The sequence below is a fragment of the Microcosmobacter mediterraneus genome (assembly GCF_031846265.1).
Classification (GTDB): domain Bacteria; phylum Bacteroidota; class Bacteroidia; order Flavobacteriales; family Flavobacteriaceae; genus Microcosmobacter; species Microcosmobacter mediterraneus.
On record NZ_JAVRIA010000001.1, the window covers coordinates 181,831 to 200,226 of the forward strand.

At 32.0% G+C, this 18,396-nt stretch carries 23 protein-coding genes; all 23 read right to left on the minus strand.

What is annotated here, in order from left to right:
* Nucleotides 1-115 precede the first annotated feature (115 nt).
* The 23 genes from RM697_RS00760 to RM697_RS00870 all read right to left on the minus strand — a co-directional run bounded on the left by RM697_RS00760 (nt 116) and on the right by RM697_RS00870 (nt 18,395).
* Entirely contained in the window at nt 116-511 is a 396-nt protein-coding gene (locus RM697_RS00760; RefSeq protein WP_311425927.1) for a VOC family protein, read from the minus strand.
* A gap of 38 nt (nt 512-549) precedes the next feature.
* Nucleotides 550-942 carry an AraC family transcriptional regulator gene (locus RM697_RS00765; RefSeq protein ID WP_311425928.1) on the minus strand — a complete coding sequence of 131 codons (393 nt, stop codon included), beginning with the start codon at nt 940-942 and terminating at the stop codon, nt 550-552.
* A gap of 119 nt (nt 943-1,061) precedes the next feature.
* The gene (locus tag RM697_RS00770) at nt 1,062-1,826 is read right to left on the minus strand and encodes an SOS response-associated peptidase (protein ID WP_311425929.1); all 765 of its coding nucleotides are present in this window, start codon (nt 1,824-1,826) and stop codon (nt 1,062-1,064) included.
* 179 nt (nt 1,827-2,005) lie between these two features.
* Complete coding sequence (locus RM697_RS00775; protein ID WP_311425930.1) at nt 2,006-3,016, minus strand: peptidyl-alpha-hydroxyglycine alpha-amidating lyase family protein; 1,011 nt, start codon at nt 3,014-3,016, stop codon at nt 2,006-2,008.
* A gap of 266 nt (nt 3,017-3,282) precedes the next feature.
* Complete coding sequence (locus RM697_RS00780; RefSeq protein WP_311425931.1) at nt 3,283-4,119, minus strand: SDR family oxidoreductase; 837 nt, start codon at nt 4,117-4,119, stop codon at nt 3,283-3,285.
* Nucleotides 4,120-4,130: 11 nt separating this feature from the next.
* Complete coding sequence (locus RM697_RS00785) at nt 4,131-4,616, minus strand: anthrone oxygenase family protein (RefSeq protein ID WP_311425932.1); 486 nt, start codon at nt 4,614-4,616, stop codon at nt 4,131-4,133.
* Nucleotides 4,613-5,008, minus strand: a complete 396-nt coding sequence (locus tag RM697_RS00790) for a DUF5367 family protein (protein WP_311425933.1) — start codon at nt 5,006-5,008, stop codon at nt 4,613-4,615. Before RM697_RS00790 ends, RM697_RS00785 begins: the two co-directional genes overlap by 4 nt.
* 91 nt (nt 5,009-5,099) lie before the next feature.
* Nucleotides 5,100-5,951, minus strand: coding sequence for a helix-turn-helix domain-containing protein (locus RM697_RS00795; RefSeq protein WP_311425934.1), 852 nt, complete (start codon nt 5,949-5,951; stop codon nt 5,100-5,102).
* 168 nt (nt 5,952-6,119) lie between these two features.
* Nucleotides 6,120-6,860, minus strand: coding sequence for a DUF6090 family protein (locus tag RM697_RS00800; RefSeq protein ID WP_311425935.1), 741 nt, complete (start codon nt 6,858-6,860; stop codon nt 6,120-6,122).
* Between the two features lie 163 nt (nt 6,861-7,023).
* On the minus strand, nt 7,024-7,374 hold the full coding sequence (locus tag RM697_RS00805; RefSeq protein WP_311425936.1) for a bleomycin resistance protein: 351 nt from the start codon (nt 7,372-7,374) through the stop codon (nt 7,024-7,026).
* Nucleotides 7,375-7,552: 178 nt separating this feature from the next.
* Nucleotides 7,553-8,365, minus strand: a complete 813-nt coding sequence (locus tag RM697_RS00810; RefSeq protein ID WP_311425937.1) for a sterol desaturase family protein — start codon at nt 8,363-8,365, stop codon at nt 7,553-7,555.
* Between the two features lies 1 nt (nt 8,366).
* Nucleotides 8,367-8,717, minus strand: coding sequence for a hypothetical protein (locus RM697_RS00815; protein ID WP_311425938.1), 351 nt, complete (start codon nt 8,715-8,717; stop codon nt 8,367-8,369).
* A 79-nt stretch (nt 8,718-8,796) separates the two neighbouring features.
* Nucleotides 8,797-9,342: a Crp/Fnr family transcriptional regulator gene (locus RM697_RS00820; RefSeq protein WP_311425939.1), complete on the minus strand. Its 546-nt coding sequence runs from the start codon at nt 9,340-9,342 to the stop codon at nt 8,797-8,799.
* 178 nt (nt 9,343-9,520) lie between these two features.
* Entirely contained in the window at nt 9,521-10,501 is a 981-nt protein-coding gene (locus RM697_RS00825; RefSeq protein WP_311425940.1) for a hypothetical protein, read from the minus strand.
* Between the two features lie 155 nt (nt 10,502-10,656).
* A complete protein-coding gene (locus RM697_RS00830; protein ID WP_311425941.1) occupies nt 10,657-11,358 on the minus strand; it encodes a CPBP family intramembrane glutamic endopeptidase in 702 nt (233 codons plus the stop codon).
* 150 nt (nt 11,359-11,508) lie between these two features.
* Complete coding sequence (locus tag RM697_RS00835; protein WP_311425942.1) at nt 11,509-11,976, minus strand: hypothetical protein; 468 nt, start codon at nt 11,974-11,976, stop codon at nt 11,509-11,511.
* 48 nt (nt 11,977-12,024) lie between these two features.
* Nucleotides 12,025-13,092, minus strand: coding sequence for a cupin domain-containing protein (locus tag RM697_RS00840; RefSeq protein ID WP_311425943.1), 1,068 nt, complete (start codon nt 13,090-13,092; stop codon nt 12,025-12,027).
* A gap of 383 nt (nt 13,093-13,475) precedes the next feature.
* Nucleotides 13,476-14,006 (minus strand): hypothetical protein, encoded by a 531-nt coding sequence (locus tag RM697_RS00845; protein WP_311425944.1) that lies wholly within the window; start codon nt 14,004-14,006, stop codon nt 13,476-13,478.
* A 214-nt stretch (nt 14,007-14,220) separates the two neighbouring features.
* Nucleotides 14,221-15,312: a serine hydrolase domain-containing protein gene (locus RM697_RS00850; RefSeq protein ID WP_311425945.1), complete on the minus strand. Its 1,092-nt coding sequence runs from the start codon at nt 15,310-15,312 to the stop codon at nt 14,221-14,223.
* Between the two features lie 167 nt (nt 15,313-15,479).
* Nucleotides 15,480-16,202 (minus strand): hypothetical protein, encoded by a 723-nt coding sequence (locus RM697_RS00855; protein ID WP_311425946.1) that lies wholly within the window; start codon nt 16,200-16,202, stop codon nt 15,480-15,482.
* A 150-nt stretch (nt 16,203-16,352) separates the two neighbouring features.
* On the minus strand, nt 16,353-17,042 hold the full coding sequence (locus RM697_RS00860; RefSeq protein WP_311425947.1) for a hypothetical protein: 690 nt from the start codon (nt 17,040-17,042) through the stop codon (nt 16,353-16,355).
* A gap of 298 nt (nt 17,043-17,340) precedes the next feature.
* A complete protein-coding gene (locus RM697_RS00865) occupies nt 17,341-17,925 on the minus strand; it encodes a methyltransferase family protein (RefSeq protein ID WP_311425948.1) in 585 nt (194 codons plus the stop codon).
* 53 nt (nt 17,926-17,978) lie between these two features.
* Entirely contained in the window at nt 17,979-18,395 is a 417-nt protein-coding gene (locus tag RM697_RS00870; RefSeq protein WP_303403036.1) for a Fur family transcriptional regulator, read from the minus strand.
* Nucleotide 18,396: the final 1 nt, after the last annotated feature.

An 18,396-nucleotide genomic window follows, 5' to 3' on the forward strand; every position in this document is an offset into this window, starting at 1 on the left:
AAATACAAACCGAATAGAAAATTTCAAAGGATTTTCCTATATGAAGCAATGAGCTTTCAGAAGTTTATAAAAGTACATGTATTGAGCTAGCTTTTTACGTTACTGGCAGTGTGTTTTATAATTCCTCAACAAGTTGAATATTATTACCACATGTATCATTAAAAACCACAACTTTTACAGTACCCATTTCAGTTGGTTTCATACTAAATTCTACTCCAAGTTTTGTTAATCTTTCATATTCTTCTTCAACATTATCAACATCAAATTGCGTGTAAGGATATCCTGCTTCCATTAATGCATCTTGATAGACTTTACAAGGTTCAAAATGATTAGGAGCTGGTTCTAATAATAACTCGGGTCCATCTTGCCATTCTGCAGAAACTAAGGTTATCCATCTGTTGCCACCACCTAGTGGCAGATCTTTCTTTTTTAGAAAGCCTAATTTTTCTGTATAAAATTTTAAAGCTTTTTCTTGATCTCTAACGGGAATACTAATAAGTGTTACTTTCATATTAATTTAGTTATATTACAAATCTCAGAATTTTAAAGCTATTTTACTTCTTGAAAATTGCTCTTTTTTTGAAATTCTGTAGGTGATTTACTTGTTTTGGTTTTAAATAATGTACTAAACGAACTTAAACTTTCAAATCCAACAGCAAAACATGTTTCAGTCACAGATAGTCCTCTTGCAAGAAGCTTTTTAGATTTTTCAATTCGTTTATCAATTAAGTATTGTCGTGGTGTTTGTCCATAATATTTTTTAAACAATCGTAACATGTGATACTTTGAAACAAACTGAGTATTGGATAATACGTCCAAGTCTAATTTGGTATGATAATTCTTTTCGATATAGTTTCGAATTCTTATTACAGTACTAATTTGTTTGTCATTAGAATACACAATATCACGAATTCTAACGAGTTCTTTTTCGTAAAATGTCATCAGGTCTATTTCTTACTTTATACCAGCTTGTACTTTAAGTAGCTATTTTAATTAAAGATAGTAATCTATCACAAACTGAGTACAAATAGAGTAATTTTTAAACATGTTTTTGATTTTTCTTAAAACTCTAAATCCTCATAAACATACTCTTGAAAAATTTCTTTCACATTCCCAATATATTCTTTTCCTCTAAGTTTTCTTACGGTATGAAATTTTAACTCTTCTTCTGGAAATGATTGAATTAGTTTTTTAATTGATTTTTTATCTAATTCATCTTGTATAGGATTTAACCATTCATCTTCTAACTCTTCATTTAAAATCAGAGGCATTCTTGGGCCTTTTAATTTTGGGTTATTATGTATTTTTGTAATTAATGGATTTCCTTCAGTGGTAACTATGGAAAAAGAAATTATCGTACCATTAGTTACTGGGTTTTTCCATTCACTCCATAAACCACCTAAAACAATTGGTTTTTCGTCTTTGCGTTGAATAAAGAAAGGATAAGTTTTTTTATTGAAATGATGATGTTCGTAGAAACCATTTATATAAATTAAGCAACGATTGTTTATAGCTGATTCTCTAAAGGATGGTTTAACAAAAATAGTTTCTCCACGTGCATTAAGAGTATTATTCCAAATTTTTTTCATTTGTTCTTCATCATTGATCCAATGAGGAATAAGTCCCCAAGTTGCAACTTCTGGAAAATCTGGAGACCTGTCTGTATAAATTAATAATTCAGGATGACTAAATCCTGAGGTATGAAAGAGCGGTAAATCTGTAAATTCTTCAAGATTTTCTCGGATTTCATTTACCGCACTTAATCCAAACTTTCTGAATGCTCTTAAAGCTTGTGTTTGAGTACTTGTATTTATATCGTAGCACATATTGTTTTAATGTAAACTATTGGTTTTGACTATGATTTTCTAAGCCAGTTCGCTTTGCTCGAGTTGTTTCGAGTCTAAGCGCCTAATTTAGTAAATACAAACCGAATAGAAAATCCATGAGGATTTTCAGAAGTAGCTGACAACAAGCAATTACTTATAGCCATTGTTGTATGGCGTCTTTATTTTAATTTAAATTTCTGAACTCTATTTCCCAAAATATCTCCAACATAAATACTTCCTTCATCATCAATTTTAATATCGTGATATCTCGATATTGGACCTTCATAAAATCCAGTTCTACCAAACTGCATTTGTAGGTTTACATCTAAATCAAAGCGAAAAATATCAGAACCTTTAACAATAGTATCATTATCAATCCAGTAATCTATTCCAAAAAGATGGTTTTTCTGATTATCAATCGTTACGGAATACAATTGGTCAGTTGATTGGTTTTGCCAGAGCGTGATAAATTTTCCCTTACTATCAAACTTTTGAATTCGATTATTTTCTCGGTCAGCAACATAAACAAATCCATTTTTATCTAGATCAATTCCGTGCGGAATATTGAATTCCCCTTGTTTATTTCCGAATTTGCCCCATTCAAATAAGTATGTTCCGTCTTTTGAAAATTTAATAACTCTACTGTTGCCATATCCATCGCTTACATAAAAAGAGCCATCTGCAGACACAGCTACATCTGTAGGAAGATTGAAATGTTCTTTATCATTTCCAGCGACTTGAGCTTCTCCTAAAGTTAAAAGTAGAGTACCATCCGAACTGAATTTAAAAATTTGATGAAGGGCAACATCTGTTACCCAGATATTATTGTTTTTATCAATTTCTAATCCGTGTGGCATTATAAATAAATTCGCTCCCCAACTATTTAAGACTTTGCCTGTTAGTTTATCAATAACCGTAATGGTGTTTTCTTGAATTTTATCTTCCGGCATTGGTTCTTGCCAAACTCTACTGGCTCTATGAAAAACCACAATATTGTTGTCAGAGTTAATCCCGAGTCCAGTTGGATTTCCTAAAATGAGATCACTTGGTAAATTTGGCCATTCACGAACCAAAACATAAGAGTCAGATTTTTTAGTTTTTTGTTCCGGTTTGTTTTTTTCAGAGTCCTTACACCCTAAAAACACAAGTGCTAGAAGAAAAAAAAGAACAGTATTTTGTTTAAATTTCATCTTTTGGTTTTGGTTGGGTTAATTGGAGCATAGCGACAATGTAGCAACTTGAGTTCACCTTTAGGTGACCCGAGCGAAGCGAACAGATGAATACCTATATAATAAAAAATAAATTAATGAATAATTGTACATCATCGTGTTCGTGTATGAGTAGTAACGAGCTTATATGCCATACTTTTCGGAAAGTAAAATACAAAATAAAAAAAAGAATAGCGACTTGAATTAAGATTCAAATCGCTATTACTTATAAACGTTGTTGGCAATAGTTATTGGACTTCAACTTGACTCCAAATTCCTGTTTTAGCAGTTTTTTGTGCATATTCTAGAAATGTTTTTGATTTTCTGCCTAGAACTCGTTCAATATCATTAACCACTAATTGATTTTTAGGATTGGTTAAAACATGACTAAATAAATACTCAATTAACCATACTACATCACTTGGTATTTGCATTTGCTTCATACCATCAATATACTGTTCTAATGTGATGTCATAGAAGTTTAATTTTCTGTTACTAGTTTTTGAAATTATATTGATAATATCCTTGAAGGTGATTAATTCTGGACCAGTTACCTCAATAATTTCTCCGTTATAAGTGTCATCAAGTAAGACAGTTGCAGCTACTTCTGCAATATCATTGGCATCTACAAATGGAATTAAAACATCAGACATTGGTAATGCCACTTCTCCAGACAATATAGGATCCAAAAAGAAACTTTCGCTCCAATTCTGATTAAACCAAGATGCTCTAACAATTGTATAATCCATGCCAGAATTCATCACAATTTGTTCACAAGCTTCGGCTTCAGTTTCACCTTTTCCAGAGAGCAGTACCATTTTTTTAACACCTAATTCTTTTGCTAAATACGTTAAACTCTCTATAGCTTCTTTGGCCCCAGGAACAGCAAGGTCAGGATAATACGTAACATACATTTTTTCGATGCCACTTAAGGTTTCTATCCATGTTTCTTTATTATCCCAATCAAAGCTTGGTGATGAATTTCTTGAACCAATTCTTGGCTCAATTCCTTTGTTTTGTAATTGCTCTACTACTCGGCGACCAGTTTTTCCAGTTCCTCCGATTACTAAAATGTTTGTTTTCATAATGAATCGTTTTAAAATGTTTTTTGAATAAATATTGATATCAGTAATAGTATGAATGAAACTACACTTGAAATGGTTCTAATACTATGGTAATAATTCCAAGCACTTTCATAATAGGATCTAAAATTCTTTAGTTCTATTGCGTTAAGATTGGTAATAGTTAATGCTTCTAGTTCATTGTTTAAGGGCACATTTCCAAAAGCTGTAACACCAAAAGTGCCAATTAGATAGATGATTGTTGATGCCAATACTAACACAAAGACAGTATTGTTGTTGAACTGCAAAAAAGTAGTTGTTCCCAATGCAACTAAGCTTCCTAAGAACACAATGAAGAACACTGGATTCAAGATTTCTCTATTAATATTTTGCATGGTTTCCAAATAGGTTAAATGACCTACTTTGTTAGTGCCCAATATGACTGAAACAGACCAAGCGAAGAAAAAACCTGTGGAAAGTGCATTCAATAAAACCGTCATAAAAAAAACAATAGTTTTCATGCTTTGATTTTTTTATTGGTTAAATGTTTTCCGAAATAGTATACAATGAAATAAAACTCAACGACAATTGTGTAAAACATTGGATCTCCGAAAAATTCTGAATAACTTCCACCATTTGGAATTATAAATACAGGAACTGTAATTATTACATCTAGAAGCGTAGCCACCATAACGAAGGTAAGCCCCAATTTAGATGGTTTTATGTAACTTTTCGTATAGAACAGATATGTTCCTATATATGAGCTAGGTATAATGCCCAAAGCCAATGCGATATTAGATTGTAGTTCCGGATTTTCTAATATGGGAACATAAAAGGATAAGAGGTAAAAGCTAACACCTAAAATCCAAACGAGTATACCACATGCAATGCTAAATAAATTTTTACTGATCATAATCTTTAGTTTTTAAATTATGATACAAATCTATAGTAGCTGTCTTCCAGCGACTTATTCAGAAAGAATTATGATTTATTCGAAAAGAATTTTACACTTGGCTAGGTCTGTAGCCGAACTTTTTTTCAAAAGCGTTAGAGAAAGAACCCAAACTATCGTAACCTACAGTCCAAGCGGCTTCTTGAATTGTTTTCTGTTCGTTTTTAATCAAACTGTAGGCTTTTTTTAAACGTTCGTTTTGTAAGTATTTGAAAACAGGAACGCCAAATTGTGCTTTAAATTCTATTTTAAGGGTATTTGTGTTAGTACCAATTCTGTTGGCCAATTCTGTTAAGGAAGGTGGATTTTCTAAATCGGATAATAAAATGTCTTGAGCAAGATTGATTTTTTCTATTTGCGAAGTATCAAGTTTTGTGTTTTGTTGTTTTGCCAATTGTCCAAAATAATGAGAAAGTAAAGCTGTGATATGGCTTTTATAAAACATCATTTTAATCTCACCTTCGTAAGTATTGCTGAAGAACTGTTCAACTAATTGAAACATTTCTGGGCTCATATTAAATACAGGACCTTCAACATAATGGTCTTTTGGGTGAATTAATTGATATAAAAATTGTTCCAAGAATTGACCTTCACCATGAGGCAATTTGTCTATGTTTCTTAGTGTTGTAGCGATTACTAAACATTGCAGCGATTTTAGTTTAGAAACATGATGTTCAAACTCTACCATATTATCCGCATAAAATGATAGTACCATACCTTTGGTGTGATGGAACTCTTTGGTTTTTCCATCAAATTTTACGTTAAGACCAACATCACCTGCACCATAAAAGGCGATAGCTATTACAGGCTCGTCAAAAAAACATGAATCTATTAAATTATTTTCGGAGGAAGCCTCTTCCAACAAGATTGTGTAATCATTTATATCTATTATTTCACGATTCATTCTTATGAATTTATTAATCGAGTTTAATTATTGCAAACGGTTTTATATATCATTACACCGTAACCATAAATTTAGCAAAAAGACTCGAAATGCCGATCAGTAATTTAGCCACAATGGGCTATTCATGTTGTTGTGCTTTCGTTTATTTTTCATATTATTTAACTAAGGTTAATCTACTGAAGTTTCAAGAACTATTCGATTTATTAGTTGCTTAGCTTCGATTGAAAGAGCTTGCGCTTCGTGAAGAACAAATAGTTTATCGCCAATATAATTTTCGAATTGTGGATTCTGTAAAAGAGATAAATTGTCGATATTCAATTCAGAACGATCGTACGGAAAACTATCATTTAATGCATCGGCATTTCGCAATGAACCATGAATCTTTACAAATTTAATGATATCTAGGCTTCTTTCTTCCGTATGCATAGCTGTTTCTTTCATCTGATTATAAAAACGAGTCCATTGGAATAGTAATTTCTTCAGCTCCTTATTATTCAGTTTTGATAGTCCACCTGAGTTTTTAAGGTCATTTAAAACAAACTCACTTGGTCTCCATGTTTCGCTTGAGAACACTTTACCTAACAGACTGTCTAACGTTTTTGAAGCATATTGATTCTCTTCTTCACTAAACATCGAATACAAATGCTCCAAAGCATCTATTTGATTAGACAATCTCTCGTTAATGGAATCAAGATCCTTTAAATTATCTTGAAACTCATCATTAAGATTTGACAGTGTTATTTTTTCTTGGTTGGCTTCTTGTCGTTTTTCATTCCAATTATTGATTTGTAAGGCAATCAGAATACCGATAACCACTAAAACTATTTCACCAATAGCATATTTGAAATACTTTCCAGTTTTTCCTTCTGAAAGTAGAGATTTTCGGATATTTCTAAAGAACTTAATCATGTGTAGAACTATTGTTTTTTCCGCAAGCGGCTATCTCAACCAAATGTCCACAGGACATTTGATTTTGCTTAGCAAAATTGAGTTTCGATAATCTAAAGAATTTTATCATTGGTTAGCGGTTTCGGATAATTGAACACGTTGTTGGTTGTTCGTTTTTTAATACCTAAATACTTTGTCCAAAAGTCAATAGGTTACTATCTGGGTCAAGTAAGGCAAACTCTCTTTGTCCCCAAGGCTTATTCTCCAAAGGTCCATTTGGATGAATTTCTATTTTATTTTCAAGCATAGATTTATACAAATCGTCTATATTATCAGTTCTGATATAAATCATTCCATAATTCTCTTTTGGATTAAGTTCTTTATATTCAAAGAAGTGAATTTCTATGTCATCCTTCTTAACCATTAAATATCCTTCGTAGTCACCTAATTCTTGAAAACCTAGTTGGTTTACATAATAATTTCTTGTTTTAGATTTATTACGCATTGGTAATTTAGGGTTAATATCTGTTAACATAAATTTACTTTTAAATAGCACGTTTTCTTAAATGAGTGCTAACGGTCTAGTATAAGAATAGTAGCGAATTTTGAAACACGAACCATTCTGATTAAACCTGATTTTAAATATAAAAAAACGATTTAGATTAAGCACCTAAACCGCTATTATTTTTATACATTGATAGGTATAGTTATTTTTAATTTTTTAAATCCAGCTTATTTTCATTTTCTTTAATATGTTGTTTTTCTCGTTTCCAATTTCCTTTAAAATACTCAATCAACGGTAAGAAATTTAGTTTAATAGGGTTATTACTGTAAAATCCAGTTGTAACTCCATATTTTACTTTTTCAGTCTCTTTTTGATATGTACCAAATAATCGGTCGAAAATAATGAGTGTTCCACCATAATTTTTATCAATATATTTTTCGTTTGAACCGTGGTGAACTCGGTGAGCCGAAGGTGTATTGAAAAGCAACCCTTCAAAAACTCCCAATGTTTTCACAGCTTCTGTGTGCAAAAAATATTGGAAAAATAAGCCTGAAGTTATGCAGATTATAAGTATTTCAGGAGAAAAACCAAGTAAAACAAAAGGGATGTAAATAATTGGACTTACAAAAGCCCCAATCCAGTTTAACCGAACTGCAGTACTTAAGTTCATGTGCATACCAGAATGATGTGTGTGGTGCAATGTCCATAATAATGGTGTTTCATGGCTTAGGCGATGATACCAATAAAAACCTAATTCAGCAGCAAGAAAAGCTAGAATTATCGTAAATGCATTAGTAGGAATACTAAAAAAATGGTATTCTGCTACCCAGCCGAATACTAGATATTTCCAACCTAAAGAAATTGGTTTCATAATATTGTTGCCAATAAAAATTCCAAGATTACCCAGGCTTTCTTTTAGATTATAAACCGATTTGTTTTTAGTTTTCGACCAAATTATTTCAATGACTAAGGCAACCAAAACGATAACTGCAAAATAGTATTGAATGTTATTTATATTCATCTTAATTTTGTTTTTTCCATTCAACAGTTTTCTTCATCAATCCTGAATAAATGGTAATAATTAGTATGTTACTTTTTAGCTCAAATTTAGCCTTGTACCATTTTTTCTTTTTTACAACATATATTTTTCCTTCGTAAAAGCCATCACTTTGCTTAATGTCTTTGATTAGAAGTTTACCGATGGGTGCTTTTTTATTATCTGAAGAATCTAGAAACCCTTCAAACAAATCACCTGTTTTTATAATTTTAACGGTTGTGTTTTCTTTTCCTGTATTCCACAAGCTTTCAAAAGATTGTGCGTTCATGGCAATTATTCCAAAAAGGAGAAAAAAAATTGTTGCTATATTTTTCACTGTAAATGATTTTAATAGCACAAAAATAAAATAGATGAATTATACAACCACTTAACAAAAGATAAGAAATGAATAAGGGTTAGTCGTTCTTTGATACTATTCTAGATCTTATTCTACTCAAAGAAACTGGAGTTATACCAATTATATTAGCGATATACATGTCTGGTATTCTGTTGACAATATTTGGGTTGTCTTTGACAAATTTTTTGTAGCGTTCTTCTGGAGAAAGAAAAACAAATGATTCTGAGCGTTGGAATGCCCGCTTAATGATTCTTTTACCAAAATAGGTTCGATTCAATGCTAAAAGGTTTGGGTTTTTTGAAGTAATTTCCAAAAATAAATCATAATCAATAACATAAACTTTGGTCGCTTCTATAGCCTCATAAGTAAATTTCGAAGGTTCATTGAATAAAATAGAATGAACATTGGTAAATATGTTAGTTTCGGCATACACTTGAAATGTAACTTCTTCACCTTTTTCGTTAATAATATAACTACGTACTATTCCTTTTCGAATAAAAAAGATATTCTTTTCTTTAGAATTTACAGCAATAATTGCATCCTCTTTATCAAAGGATTTTATCTTAGAATTTCTGAATAACTTATATAAATTTTTCAGGTTCAAAATTATCTAAATCAGTTATTGGATTGTGGTTTTACAATTGTACATCGTGTTCGTGTATGGTTAGTTGCGTGTTTAAGCAACTAATTTAGTAAACAAAAAGAACGCGAGAAAATTCAGAAGGAATTTTCCAAATAAGCACATGCCAAAGCAATTAATTATACACATTGTTGGCAACTTTTTATTTTTCTTTGATTTTTATTTTTCCATCAACCCAATCTGGTAAATAAAAATTCATTCCTGTTTTTACTTCTATATCTATCAATTTATTTCTCAATTCCACAGACCTTAATCCAATTGCTTTTCTTGTTTTATTTATTTTGGAAATATTTGATACGTTAGGAGGGTTAAGGTAACCATAGGGAGATTCGTTCCACTCTGACGTAACTGTTTTTTTCCAATCTTCGACTAGAGCAATTTCATATGGAGATATATATCCTTTCTTTAAGGATTTAATCAATTCTGGTTTTATGAAATCGTACAAGGTGTCTTTTCTAACATAATCAGCTCCTTGGGAATTGTGATGACTTAAAATCGTTGAAACCCAGAAATCATTACCAATAAGAAATTCTCCTGGATAATCATTAATCTCCATAATTTCAATTAGATTAATCAATTGTTCTTCACTGTGTTTAGGGAAATTTTCTGAAATAAATTTTTCTTGTTCTTGTTCGTCTTCGATAATGTAGGCTTCATATGCGAGTTTCTGATCTTTTTCAATCATCAAGTTAATTCTATTTTTAAGTGTCGAATCAATTCTATTTAAGAACAGACTACGCAAATCTTTGTAATGGTTTTCAATGTTTTTCCAATCAGAATCAAGTAGATTTTCACTTAAGAATTTTTGTTCTTTTAGTTTTGTTAATCCCCAGCCATTGGATATAGCCTTCTTAATATAAATCAGCCCTTTTTCCTTTTCTCCAATTAGTAAAGAAATCTGAGAAGCGACTTTATAGTCACGAAGAAAAATGAAGTCATATTCGCTAAATAATTTTTCATATTTTAGTAATGCATCTTCAAATTTTTCTTGGCTAATTAATTCTTCTGCCAATATAGTTGCTGAATGGTATTTATTGTAATCAGTATCCTCTTTTATACTTTTGTCGCAAGCCGTTAAAGAACAAAGAAAGCTAGAGAGAATAATTAAGAATCTAATTTTCATTTTATTGAAATTGTTGCCAACGTGTTAGTGTATGGTTTGTTGCGGAAAATTAGTTCAAATTTTCCAATGAAATATAAATACGAATATTATCTAGATTTTCCACTTAACCAGCTTGCGCAGCAATTGACTATACACGTTGTTGTACTTAGTTTATACTATTTGAAATGCTCAATTAAAATGGAAGTATAAGCTAAAGAATCAATTAATAAATGTCCAATTATAGTAATAGTCAAATTTCTATATTTTATATAAAATAATTGGAATAAGGTTCCGACTATTATTACTAAAATCATGTGCTCAAATCCTTTTCTATAGTGCATTAAAACGAATGCAATTAGAGGCAAAAGAAAAACTAAAAATTTATTAGCTTTTAGCATTAATAATCTTTCAGTTGCATATCCTCTATAAATAACCTCTTCTGCTACTCCAGCAGTGATAACATTAAATATACCATAAACAAATATAAATTCAGGGCCAACAGTATCTATTCCTAAATTGTCATTTTGAGGAAAAGATTCGAAGCCAAATTCAAAGTAAGAAGCTAAAAATAATTTATGGATTACGATGTAAATCATACTCAATCCACCTAAAGCCATTCCTAATGAAAATGATTCAGAATTGATTTTTTTAATATTTAATGTGGATAGTTTATTTTTTTCTCCAAAGAGAATAAAGCATATGATTAGACCAACAAAAATCCAATCTACAAACTGCATCGAATAGTTCCTTAATTCAAAATCTTGCGATAAAACAGATTTATACACTGGTGGAAACCAAAATAGTATTGAGCCAATTAAAACTATGAATAGTCCTAAAATTATAGAATTTTTAGTCTTATTTGATTTTAGTTGATTCATTTAAATTAAGTACAACGGTTTCGTGTATGGATTAGTTACGCGAAAGGACGCGAGTCATTTTCCGATTAGTAGCTAAGTTAATTAATTAGTGTGGATTTCCGATTAGGAAATTCAGAAGTAATTAATTATTCACGTTGTTGTCTGCTGTTATTATTTTAATAGTCTTTCCTCAATCAAATAAGGCGCTTTTACATGATAATCCAAAGGTTTGTCTGTTTTCCATCTATGTGGCAAAAATTCCGAAGCATTTATTCCGAGTGCATTTATTAATTCGGGTTCATTCCATCTATACCACGTTCCGTTTACTGGGATATACACAGTATCCATTATTATAAAATCAAATGTCGTGGTGGTAATTGAAAAACTTGCACGCAATTCAGTCCCATTTTTTAATATTATCGTTCCTGCACACTTATATTCTCTTCCGTCAAGAGGAATTTTTCGTTTTTTCCAAGAAGATGCTGAACAAGGTCCAACAATAACCCAAGTTTCTCCTTTTTTATCACAAAAGGAAATTGGCAATTCATCTAAATCTTTTGGTGTAAATGGCATTATTTGTTTTCGGTTTTCTCTAATTGCATACAACGGTTTGGCTATGCGCAGTGTCCCGCAGGGCATTGCGTATAGGTTTTGTTGTGAGTAGTTGTTCGCTTCAACAAGGCCAGCTTATTTGATCTTGGCAGCACTGATTTCTGAGCCTTTGAAATGGATTGTCAGGCCTACAGGATTATTCTCACCGTTCATATCAAACTCACATCGGACTTCCTGACCTTCGATCCAAAACTTGGTTTGCTCAAACGGCAGAAGATTCATTCTTCTTCCAGATTCTTCCAAACTTTTTGTGCGCTCCAGAATAAGATTCTGGCCTGTTAACTCAATTTTTATAAAACTTTCAACATTGATTTTGTACGAACCAACATACCGCATCATTACGTCTTTTCCAAGTAAAATGGTGTCAACTCGGGTAAGTTCTTCGTTTGCATACTCCGCTTCGAATATCTTTTCACGCCCTTCATAGTAGCCGTCTTCATTAACGTTATACCAAATAGTCTTCGTGTCTTTCCCATAGGCAGGGGTGAATACATCTACTAATTGCGTGAAGCCATTTGGCATGATGGAATGGATGTTTCCTTCATCGGAAGTTAGAATACTGACATCGCCCCTTGAAATGATCGTGTTACTTGTTTCTATAATTGTAACTTTTTGCATTACTTCTTTTCGCCCATTGCTTACGATCTCTCGTGTTTCGGGCAGCAGCTCCTCTATTGAGTAATTCTTGGTCAGTGCATTTCCAGATACCACATTGATCACGCCCGTCATATCAGGGTGATCATGATGTGAGATGTACTCGCCATTCTCAAACTGAAACAAGCCCACTTGAAAATCTATTTCATTATGTAACCCTGTCGCTTCAAACATGTTGGGGTTTCGATTTTCATATGAATCCATTGCCTTTCTGACGTTCTCGAACTCGGGAAAATTGCATTGCAGAAGTAATTGCTTAACCTGGTGAGTATATATGTTTTGATCCCATGGCAATTCGTGTTGGGTCTTTGCTAATTGAGTTAGTTTCTCTAAAAAGGCGTCCCAATTTAGTTCGGTATCCGCATTCCATTTTCCAAAATGGCCATTGGCCTTTTGGGCATAAGCTGATATTGAATTAAGCTGCAAGGCAATGCCAGCAAAACCTAATGCGCTAAGCTTAATGAATTCTCTTCGTTTAAAATCGTCCATTTTTTATGCTACTGGTTTAATTACACACAACGCAGGGCTATGTGAAGCCACGTTTTGGATTTTAAATTTATGCAATTTATTGCATATAATTTACAAATACAGAATAAACGTGGACAGGTTGCATATAGCTAATGATATGTACAGTTATCCTCGAAGGCACCTCAAGGTGAATTTTACATCATCGTGTTCGTGTATGGTTTCGTTGCGATTCCACTAAGATAGCAAATAAACAGAAACCCATTGTTCAGAAGCGACAGAAATTCCGATAGGAATTTCCGAGCAATGAACTATACAAATTGTTGTACAACGTTTTTATTTAGGAAAATTTAATGTAAGTTTTTTTGATGATGTAAAACTCTTAATTAAAAAAGAAGCCTATTTTTCTAACCACCACATTCAGAACATATTAACTCTATATCAGAAAATGTACCACCACTTGCAGAATTATTTCCATTTGTAACATTAAAACTTCCAGAAATAATAATTGTATTAGAATTCGGTGATTGTAAATCATAATATGATATGCTTACAGTTCCAGATGATGCTTCATACAATGCAGTGTTATCCAAAATAGTTAAAGTTGCGTATACATTGTTCGATTGTGTATTATCGATTGAGAGCGTATTTCCAGATTGTATAGCTTGAGTATCGATGTCATTGTCAACTAAATTGATAGTTACCGTTATATCATTTGAATTATTTGTTGCAATTATTTGAGCAGATTCGGTATTCCCAGCTTCATAATTACTACCATTAACTGGACCACCAACATTCTCTAATATAATTTCTGGCACACCATTTACATTTAATGTTAAGTTTGGTTGGGATTCATTAGAAATTTCTGAACTATCATCATTAGAACAAGAAAAAACTCCGATTAGTAAGATAGCAAGTAAAATAAAATTTGTTTTCATAATTGTGTATTTTAACATACATCGGAAAACTAAGAATATGTCATCAAATTTTTTTATGGTAGGATTTAGCCGTAAATGTTGTACAACGGCTTCGTATAAGAATAGTAGCGGATTTTACGCACCTAGTTTTCAGATAAACACAGACCCTTTTATATTTACTTACTTTCGTTTTAGCGACTAAGCAGCTATTATTTTTATACATTGTTGGCGGTAGTTATTGTTTTGTAAAAATACTTTTTAGCACGATTTCTCTTATTTCTTTTTCGAAATGATAGACTATGTTCGGGTCTTCGTCATAGACGTTTTCCAATACAATAACATTTAACTGTTTGTCAGGCACGGAAAACTTGATGTTGGCAAATCCAATTCCTTTACCTGCGTGCCCAATAACCTTTAAAACCTCGCTATCATCAATTCTCACTCCATATCCATAACCTATCTTTTCTGTTCCAAATGCAGCATGAGGTCCTTTGATATTGTAGTTGGTCATTAATTCATAGCTTTTTGGTTTTAGTATTTTTCCGTTATGAAGTTGATGGTCCCAAATGTTTAAATCAATAGCGTTTGAAATTATGCCTCCAGTTGGAATAAAGTTCTGCCATCCCTCTGTTGTAATTCCACGTGAATAAAAATCAACTAATTCGTATCCATTACTCGAATTCAAATAGCCGTTTATTAGGTCTTGTTGGTTTTCACCAAATTCGTAGCAATAAGAATTGTTCATTCCCAAGTCTTTAAAGAGTCCATTTGCCAATTCCACATAGTTTTGTCCTGAAACCTTCTTTAGAATTTTGCCCAATAAACCATAACCAGCATTGCTATATCTGTAATCGCTACCTGGTTCAAAAGCCAATGGTTTATCAAGAGTGATTATTCCAGAAGACATATTTAGTAATTGATGAACTGCGACTGAATCTGCCCAAGATTGTTTTAAGTCAGGCAAATATTCCTTTATTGGGCTTTGAAGATTAATATTGCCTTTTTCTACTTCTTTTAAAATTAATACTGCGGTAATTTGCTTACTGTTTGATTGAATTCGGAAGTTTTCATTCAGACTAATTGGTGTTTTCTTCTCGAAATTTGAATAGCCATATTCTTTTGAATACTTGATTTCTCCATTCTGGGTTATCAAAATAACACCGTTAAATTTTCTTGGGGTTGTGGTTTGAATTAAGCTGTCAATTTTAGCAGAATAATCATCAGCAACTTCCTTTTCACTATCAGTATTCGGCTTGCTTTTTTTCTCGCCACAACCAAAAGTTATTAGCAAGGTTAAAAAAAATGAGATTCTGATTGCTTCTTTCATTAAAAAAATGTTTGGTCCTTTGTCTCTAATTACCGCCAACGGTTTTGTGTAAGCGTCAGTAACGGGAAAGTGCGCGAGTACTTTCCGCTGACATACCTAATTTAGCAAAACGAGTTGAATTTCCGATTAGGAAATTCAGCCGTTATTGCGCTTACACGTTGTTGGCATTAGTTTTTTATTCTTTTCGTTAATACTTCAATTTCCAATTCAGAGTTAATTCCTTTTTCAAAATGTTCATTTAACCAAAATTCAGCCGATTTGATATCTCCATTCCGTTTGTATAGAAAAGCAAGAATATATTCAGACGAGATTATTCTCTGTCCGATTTCAAATACAGGATTTTTTACATCATAAAGAAGTCCATTAATATTTTCTTCCAATGTTGATTTTCCTTCGAACCAACTTTTAATCTTCGGAACATTATTAAAAAGAACTCGTTCTAAACTATCTCGGAATTTTTGCTCATTAATCGTACTTATTCTGTCGGGATTAATTGGCTTGTTTTTCTCAAAACTTTCTTGCCATCCTTCTAAACGTTTGAAATAAATGATTTTTGTTGATTTGTCTGTTCGGTGATTTACAAGCTTTTTTCCAGAAATTGTAGGAACGAAATCAAAGCAATTGCCAAACGAAAATGAGCCTCCGAATCCTTTTAAAACATTGTATTCAACTACGTGTTTTATTCCCTCATTGTTGAAGTCACTAAACCAAATATATTTTCCATTCCAGTTTTTAAGTCCGATTTTAGATAACCTTGGCGAGACTACTCCTTGAAAAATTTCCAATCTTTTGTCCAGAAGAACTTCATCCAAATTCTCAACATCATCATAGAACTCATCTATGGCTTTTTGTCTGTCGATTAGGTTCTTTATTTTGTCAAAAATGTTCATTCTTCAAATTAATGCCAACGTGTTCGTGTATGGCTTGTTGTGGAAAATCAATATGATTTTCCGATTAAGGAAACAAGATAGCAAATTGCGCAAGAATTTCCGAGTAGGAAATTCAGAAGCAATGAGCTATACACGTTGTTAGGCAACGTTTTAGTCATACATAATGTTTTCCAAGTCACTTTTTTGTCCACTGTATAATTCAAAGAAGTCAATTGGTTTATTTGTAATTAATTTCACTCTTTCGTCGTGGTCGTGATTCAGTCGATAAATATTTCCTTTTTTATCCACTGCGATATAATTTCCATCTTCCATGTCCAAAATTGTATAGAAAAGCTTTTCATCATATTCGATTTCAAAACAATAGTCTAATTCCAAAAGTCCAAGTTGTTCTTTGGATAATGATTTAAGTGCTTTTTCAGCAATCTTTTGGTCTGGGTTTTCCATTTTCAGATGTTCCAATTCAATTCCGTTTTTCTGAATACGGTTCAAGTCAAATGTCTTGTGAAAAAACTCCGGATTTTCTATTTCAATTTTTGTCAGAGTATCGTAGTGATAATTTAGTTTGATAGGTTCGTATCTTTCTGATTTCCGATTCCAAACTGAAATTCCTGTTAAATTAAAAAGGGTTTTATGGTTTCGGTTTATTTCCTCAAATTGCTTTGTGTTGTAACCTCTCGAAATAAAAATTCCACTTGGTTTATTCATGAAACTTATTCCATGAATTCTTGAAATTCCAAGTGCAACTTTCAATTGAGGTAATTCGGTTTCCAAAAGGTTGGCGATTTTCAGGCCAAAATTGACAATGTGTTTCGTTTTTGTTTTTCGACTGAAAATGTTCATTTCAAATGTTGCCTAACTTGTTTGTGTATGATTTGTTGCGTTTAAGTGCGCGATTATTTTTCCGTTATGTAATATAGTGAATTGTAAGAAAAAATCCTGCTCTTAACCAGCAAACCGCAATTAATTATACACGGTGTTGTGCATAGTGTTTTTCACGTTCAGCTTGGTTTTCCGATGTTTGTTATTTAGTTCAAATGTGAGCGTTGGCAAGACATACTCTTTTACAGTTTGGGCGAAGCGTGGAAGATGCGACTGGAAATGTGTATGGCTTTTTGCGTTGGCAATTTTCTGCTAATTATTAAATCCATCGTCTCACTTTTTCTCTGTATTCAACATATTCATTTCCGAATTCACGTTTTAAAAATTCTTCTTCCAATCGTATTTGTGTATTTACACTTAAAGTAGATAATGAAATTATTAGTAATGTAAATGCATTAGGAATTACAAGGAATAACCCAATATTCGTAATCATTATTCCTAAAAATATAGGATTTCTTGAAATTGAAAATACTCCTTTTGTTACCAATTTGGTTTTGTTGTTTTCATCAATTCCGATTCTCCAAGAATTTGCCATTTGGCTTTGAGAATACCAAACTAAAATCAGCGATACCAACAAAAGTACCCAACCAATTTTCTGTAAAGTTTGATTTTCCAAATACCAAAAAGGAAGTAAATAGTCGTACCATTCATTTTTAAACGCATAAATTCCAACAACAATTAGTTCAAAAATTGTGATAAATGTAAAAACCTTTCCATTGTAATCGTGTGCATTATCTGTTTTTTCAAATGTAAATGGATTTATTCCAGTTTTTTTCCAAAGTAATACAGACCTTAAAACAAAGACCAATAAAAAGTATAATATGAGATAAGCGAATAATAACATAATTTCTAATTTTATGTAAAAATGCTACAATAACCAATGCAATGGAAGTGCATTTATTGTCCGCTACATTTATCGCAAATGCCTTTTACAACCAAGTTTACGTTTTCTGAAACAAATCCATCAGGCACTTTTATTTGAGGGATTTTATGTTCAGTTAAACAAATGGTTTCATTACAGTTATTACAATGAAAATGCAAATGCAAATCGGTTTCAATCTCACAATTACAACCCTTTTCGCACAAAGCATATTTCGTAATTCCTGTGCCATCGTCTATTTGATGCACAATCTCTTTTTCTTCAAATGTTTTAATAGTTCTGTACAATGTTGTTCTATCTGCTTTCTCAAAAGCATTTTCTATATCGCTTAACGTAACTGCAACTTGTTTTTCGGCAAGGAACTTATAAATTAATAAACGCATTGCAGTTACTCGAATATCTTTTGACTCTAAAAATTCTTCAATTGTTTTCATA

What these genes read in the sequence shown, in the direction of transcription:
- RM697_RS00760 (WP_311425927.1), bottom strand. Translation starts at nt 511, where the DNA reads ATGAAAGTAACACTTATTAGTATTCCCGTTAGAGATCAAGAAAAAGCT.
- RM697_RS00765 (WP_311425928.1), bottom strand. Translation starts at nt 942, where the DNA reads ATGACATTTTACGAAAAAGAACTCGTTAGAATTCGTGATATTGTGTAT.
- RM697_RS00770 (WP_311425929.1), bottom strand. Translation starts at nt 1,826, where the DNA reads ATGTGCTACGATATAAATACAAGTACTCAAACACAAGCTTTAAGAGCA.
- RM697_RS00775 (WP_311425930.1), bottom strand. Translation starts at nt 3,016, where the DNA reads ATGAAATTTAAACAAAATACTGTTCTTTTTTTTCTTCTAGCACTTGTG.
- RM697_RS00780 (WP_311425931.1), bottom strand. Translation starts at nt 4,119, where the DNA reads ATGAAAACAAACATTTTAGTAATCGGAGGAACTGGAAAAACTGGTCGC.
- RM697_RS00785 (WP_311425932.1), bottom strand. Translation starts at nt 4,616, where the DNA reads ATGAAAACTATTGTTTTTTTTATGACGGTTTTATTGAATGCACTTTCC.
- RM697_RS00790 (WP_311425933.1), bottom strand. Translation starts at nt 5,008, where the DNA reads ATGATCAGTAAAAATTTATTTAGCATTGCATGTGGTATACTCGTTTGG.
- RM697_RS00795 (WP_311425934.1), bottom strand. Translation starts at nt 5,951, where the DNA reads ATGAATCGTGAAATAATAGATATAAATGATTACACAATCTTGTTGGAA.
- RM697_RS00800 (WP_311425935.1), bottom strand. Translation starts at nt 6,860, where the DNA reads ATGATTAAGTTCTTTAGAAATATCCGAAAATCTCTACTTTCAGAAGGA.
- RM697_RS00805 (WP_311425936.1), bottom strand. Translation starts at nt 7,374, where the DNA reads ATGTTAACAGATATTAACCCTAAATTACCAATGCGTAATAAATCTAAA.
- RM697_RS00810 (WP_311425937.1), bottom strand. Translation starts at nt 8,365, where the DNA reads ATGAATATAAATAACATTCAATACTATTTTGCAGTTATCGTTTTGGTT.
- RM697_RS00825 (WP_311425940.1), bottom strand. Translation starts at nt 10,501, where the DNA reads ATGAAAATTAGATTCTTAATTATTCTCTCTAGCTTTCTTTGTTCTTTA.
- RM697_RS00830 (WP_311425941.1), bottom strand. Translation starts at nt 11,358, where the DNA reads ATGAATCAACTAAAATCAAATAAGACTAAAAATTCTATAATTTTAGGA.
- RM697_RS00835 (WP_311425942.1), bottom strand. Translation starts at nt 11,976, where the DNA reads ATGCCCTGCGGGACACTGCGCATAGCCAAACCGTTGTATGCAATTAGA.
- RM697_RS00840 (WP_311425943.1), bottom strand. Translation starts at nt 13,092, where the DNA reads ATGGACGATTTTAAACGAAGAGAATTCATTAAGCTTAGCGCATTAGGT.
- RM697_RS00845 (WP_311425944.1), bottom strand. Translation starts at nt 14,006, where the DNA reads ATGAAAACAAATTTTATTTTACTTGCTATCTTACTAATCGGAGTTTTT.
- RM697_RS00850 (WP_311425945.1), bottom strand. Translation starts at nt 15,312, where the DNA reads ATGAAAGAAGCAATCAGAATCTCATTTTTTTTAACCTTGCTAATAACT.
- RM697_RS00855 (WP_311425946.1), bottom strand. Translation starts at nt 16,202, where the DNA reads ATGAACATTTTTGACAAAATAAAGAACCTAATCGACAGACAAAAAGCC.
- RM697_RS00860 (WP_311425947.1), bottom strand. Translation starts at nt 17,042, where the DNA reads ATGAACATTTTCAGTCGAAAAACAAAAACGAAACACATTGTCAATTTT.
- RM697_RS00865 (WP_311425948.1), bottom strand. Translation starts at nt 17,925, where the DNA reads ATGTTATTATTCGCTTATCTCATATTATACTTTTTATTGGTCTTTGTT.
- RM697_RS00870 (WP_303403036.1), bottom strand. Translation starts at nt 18,395, where the DNA reads ATGAAAACAATTGAAGAATTTTTAGAGTCAAAAGATATTCGAGTAACT.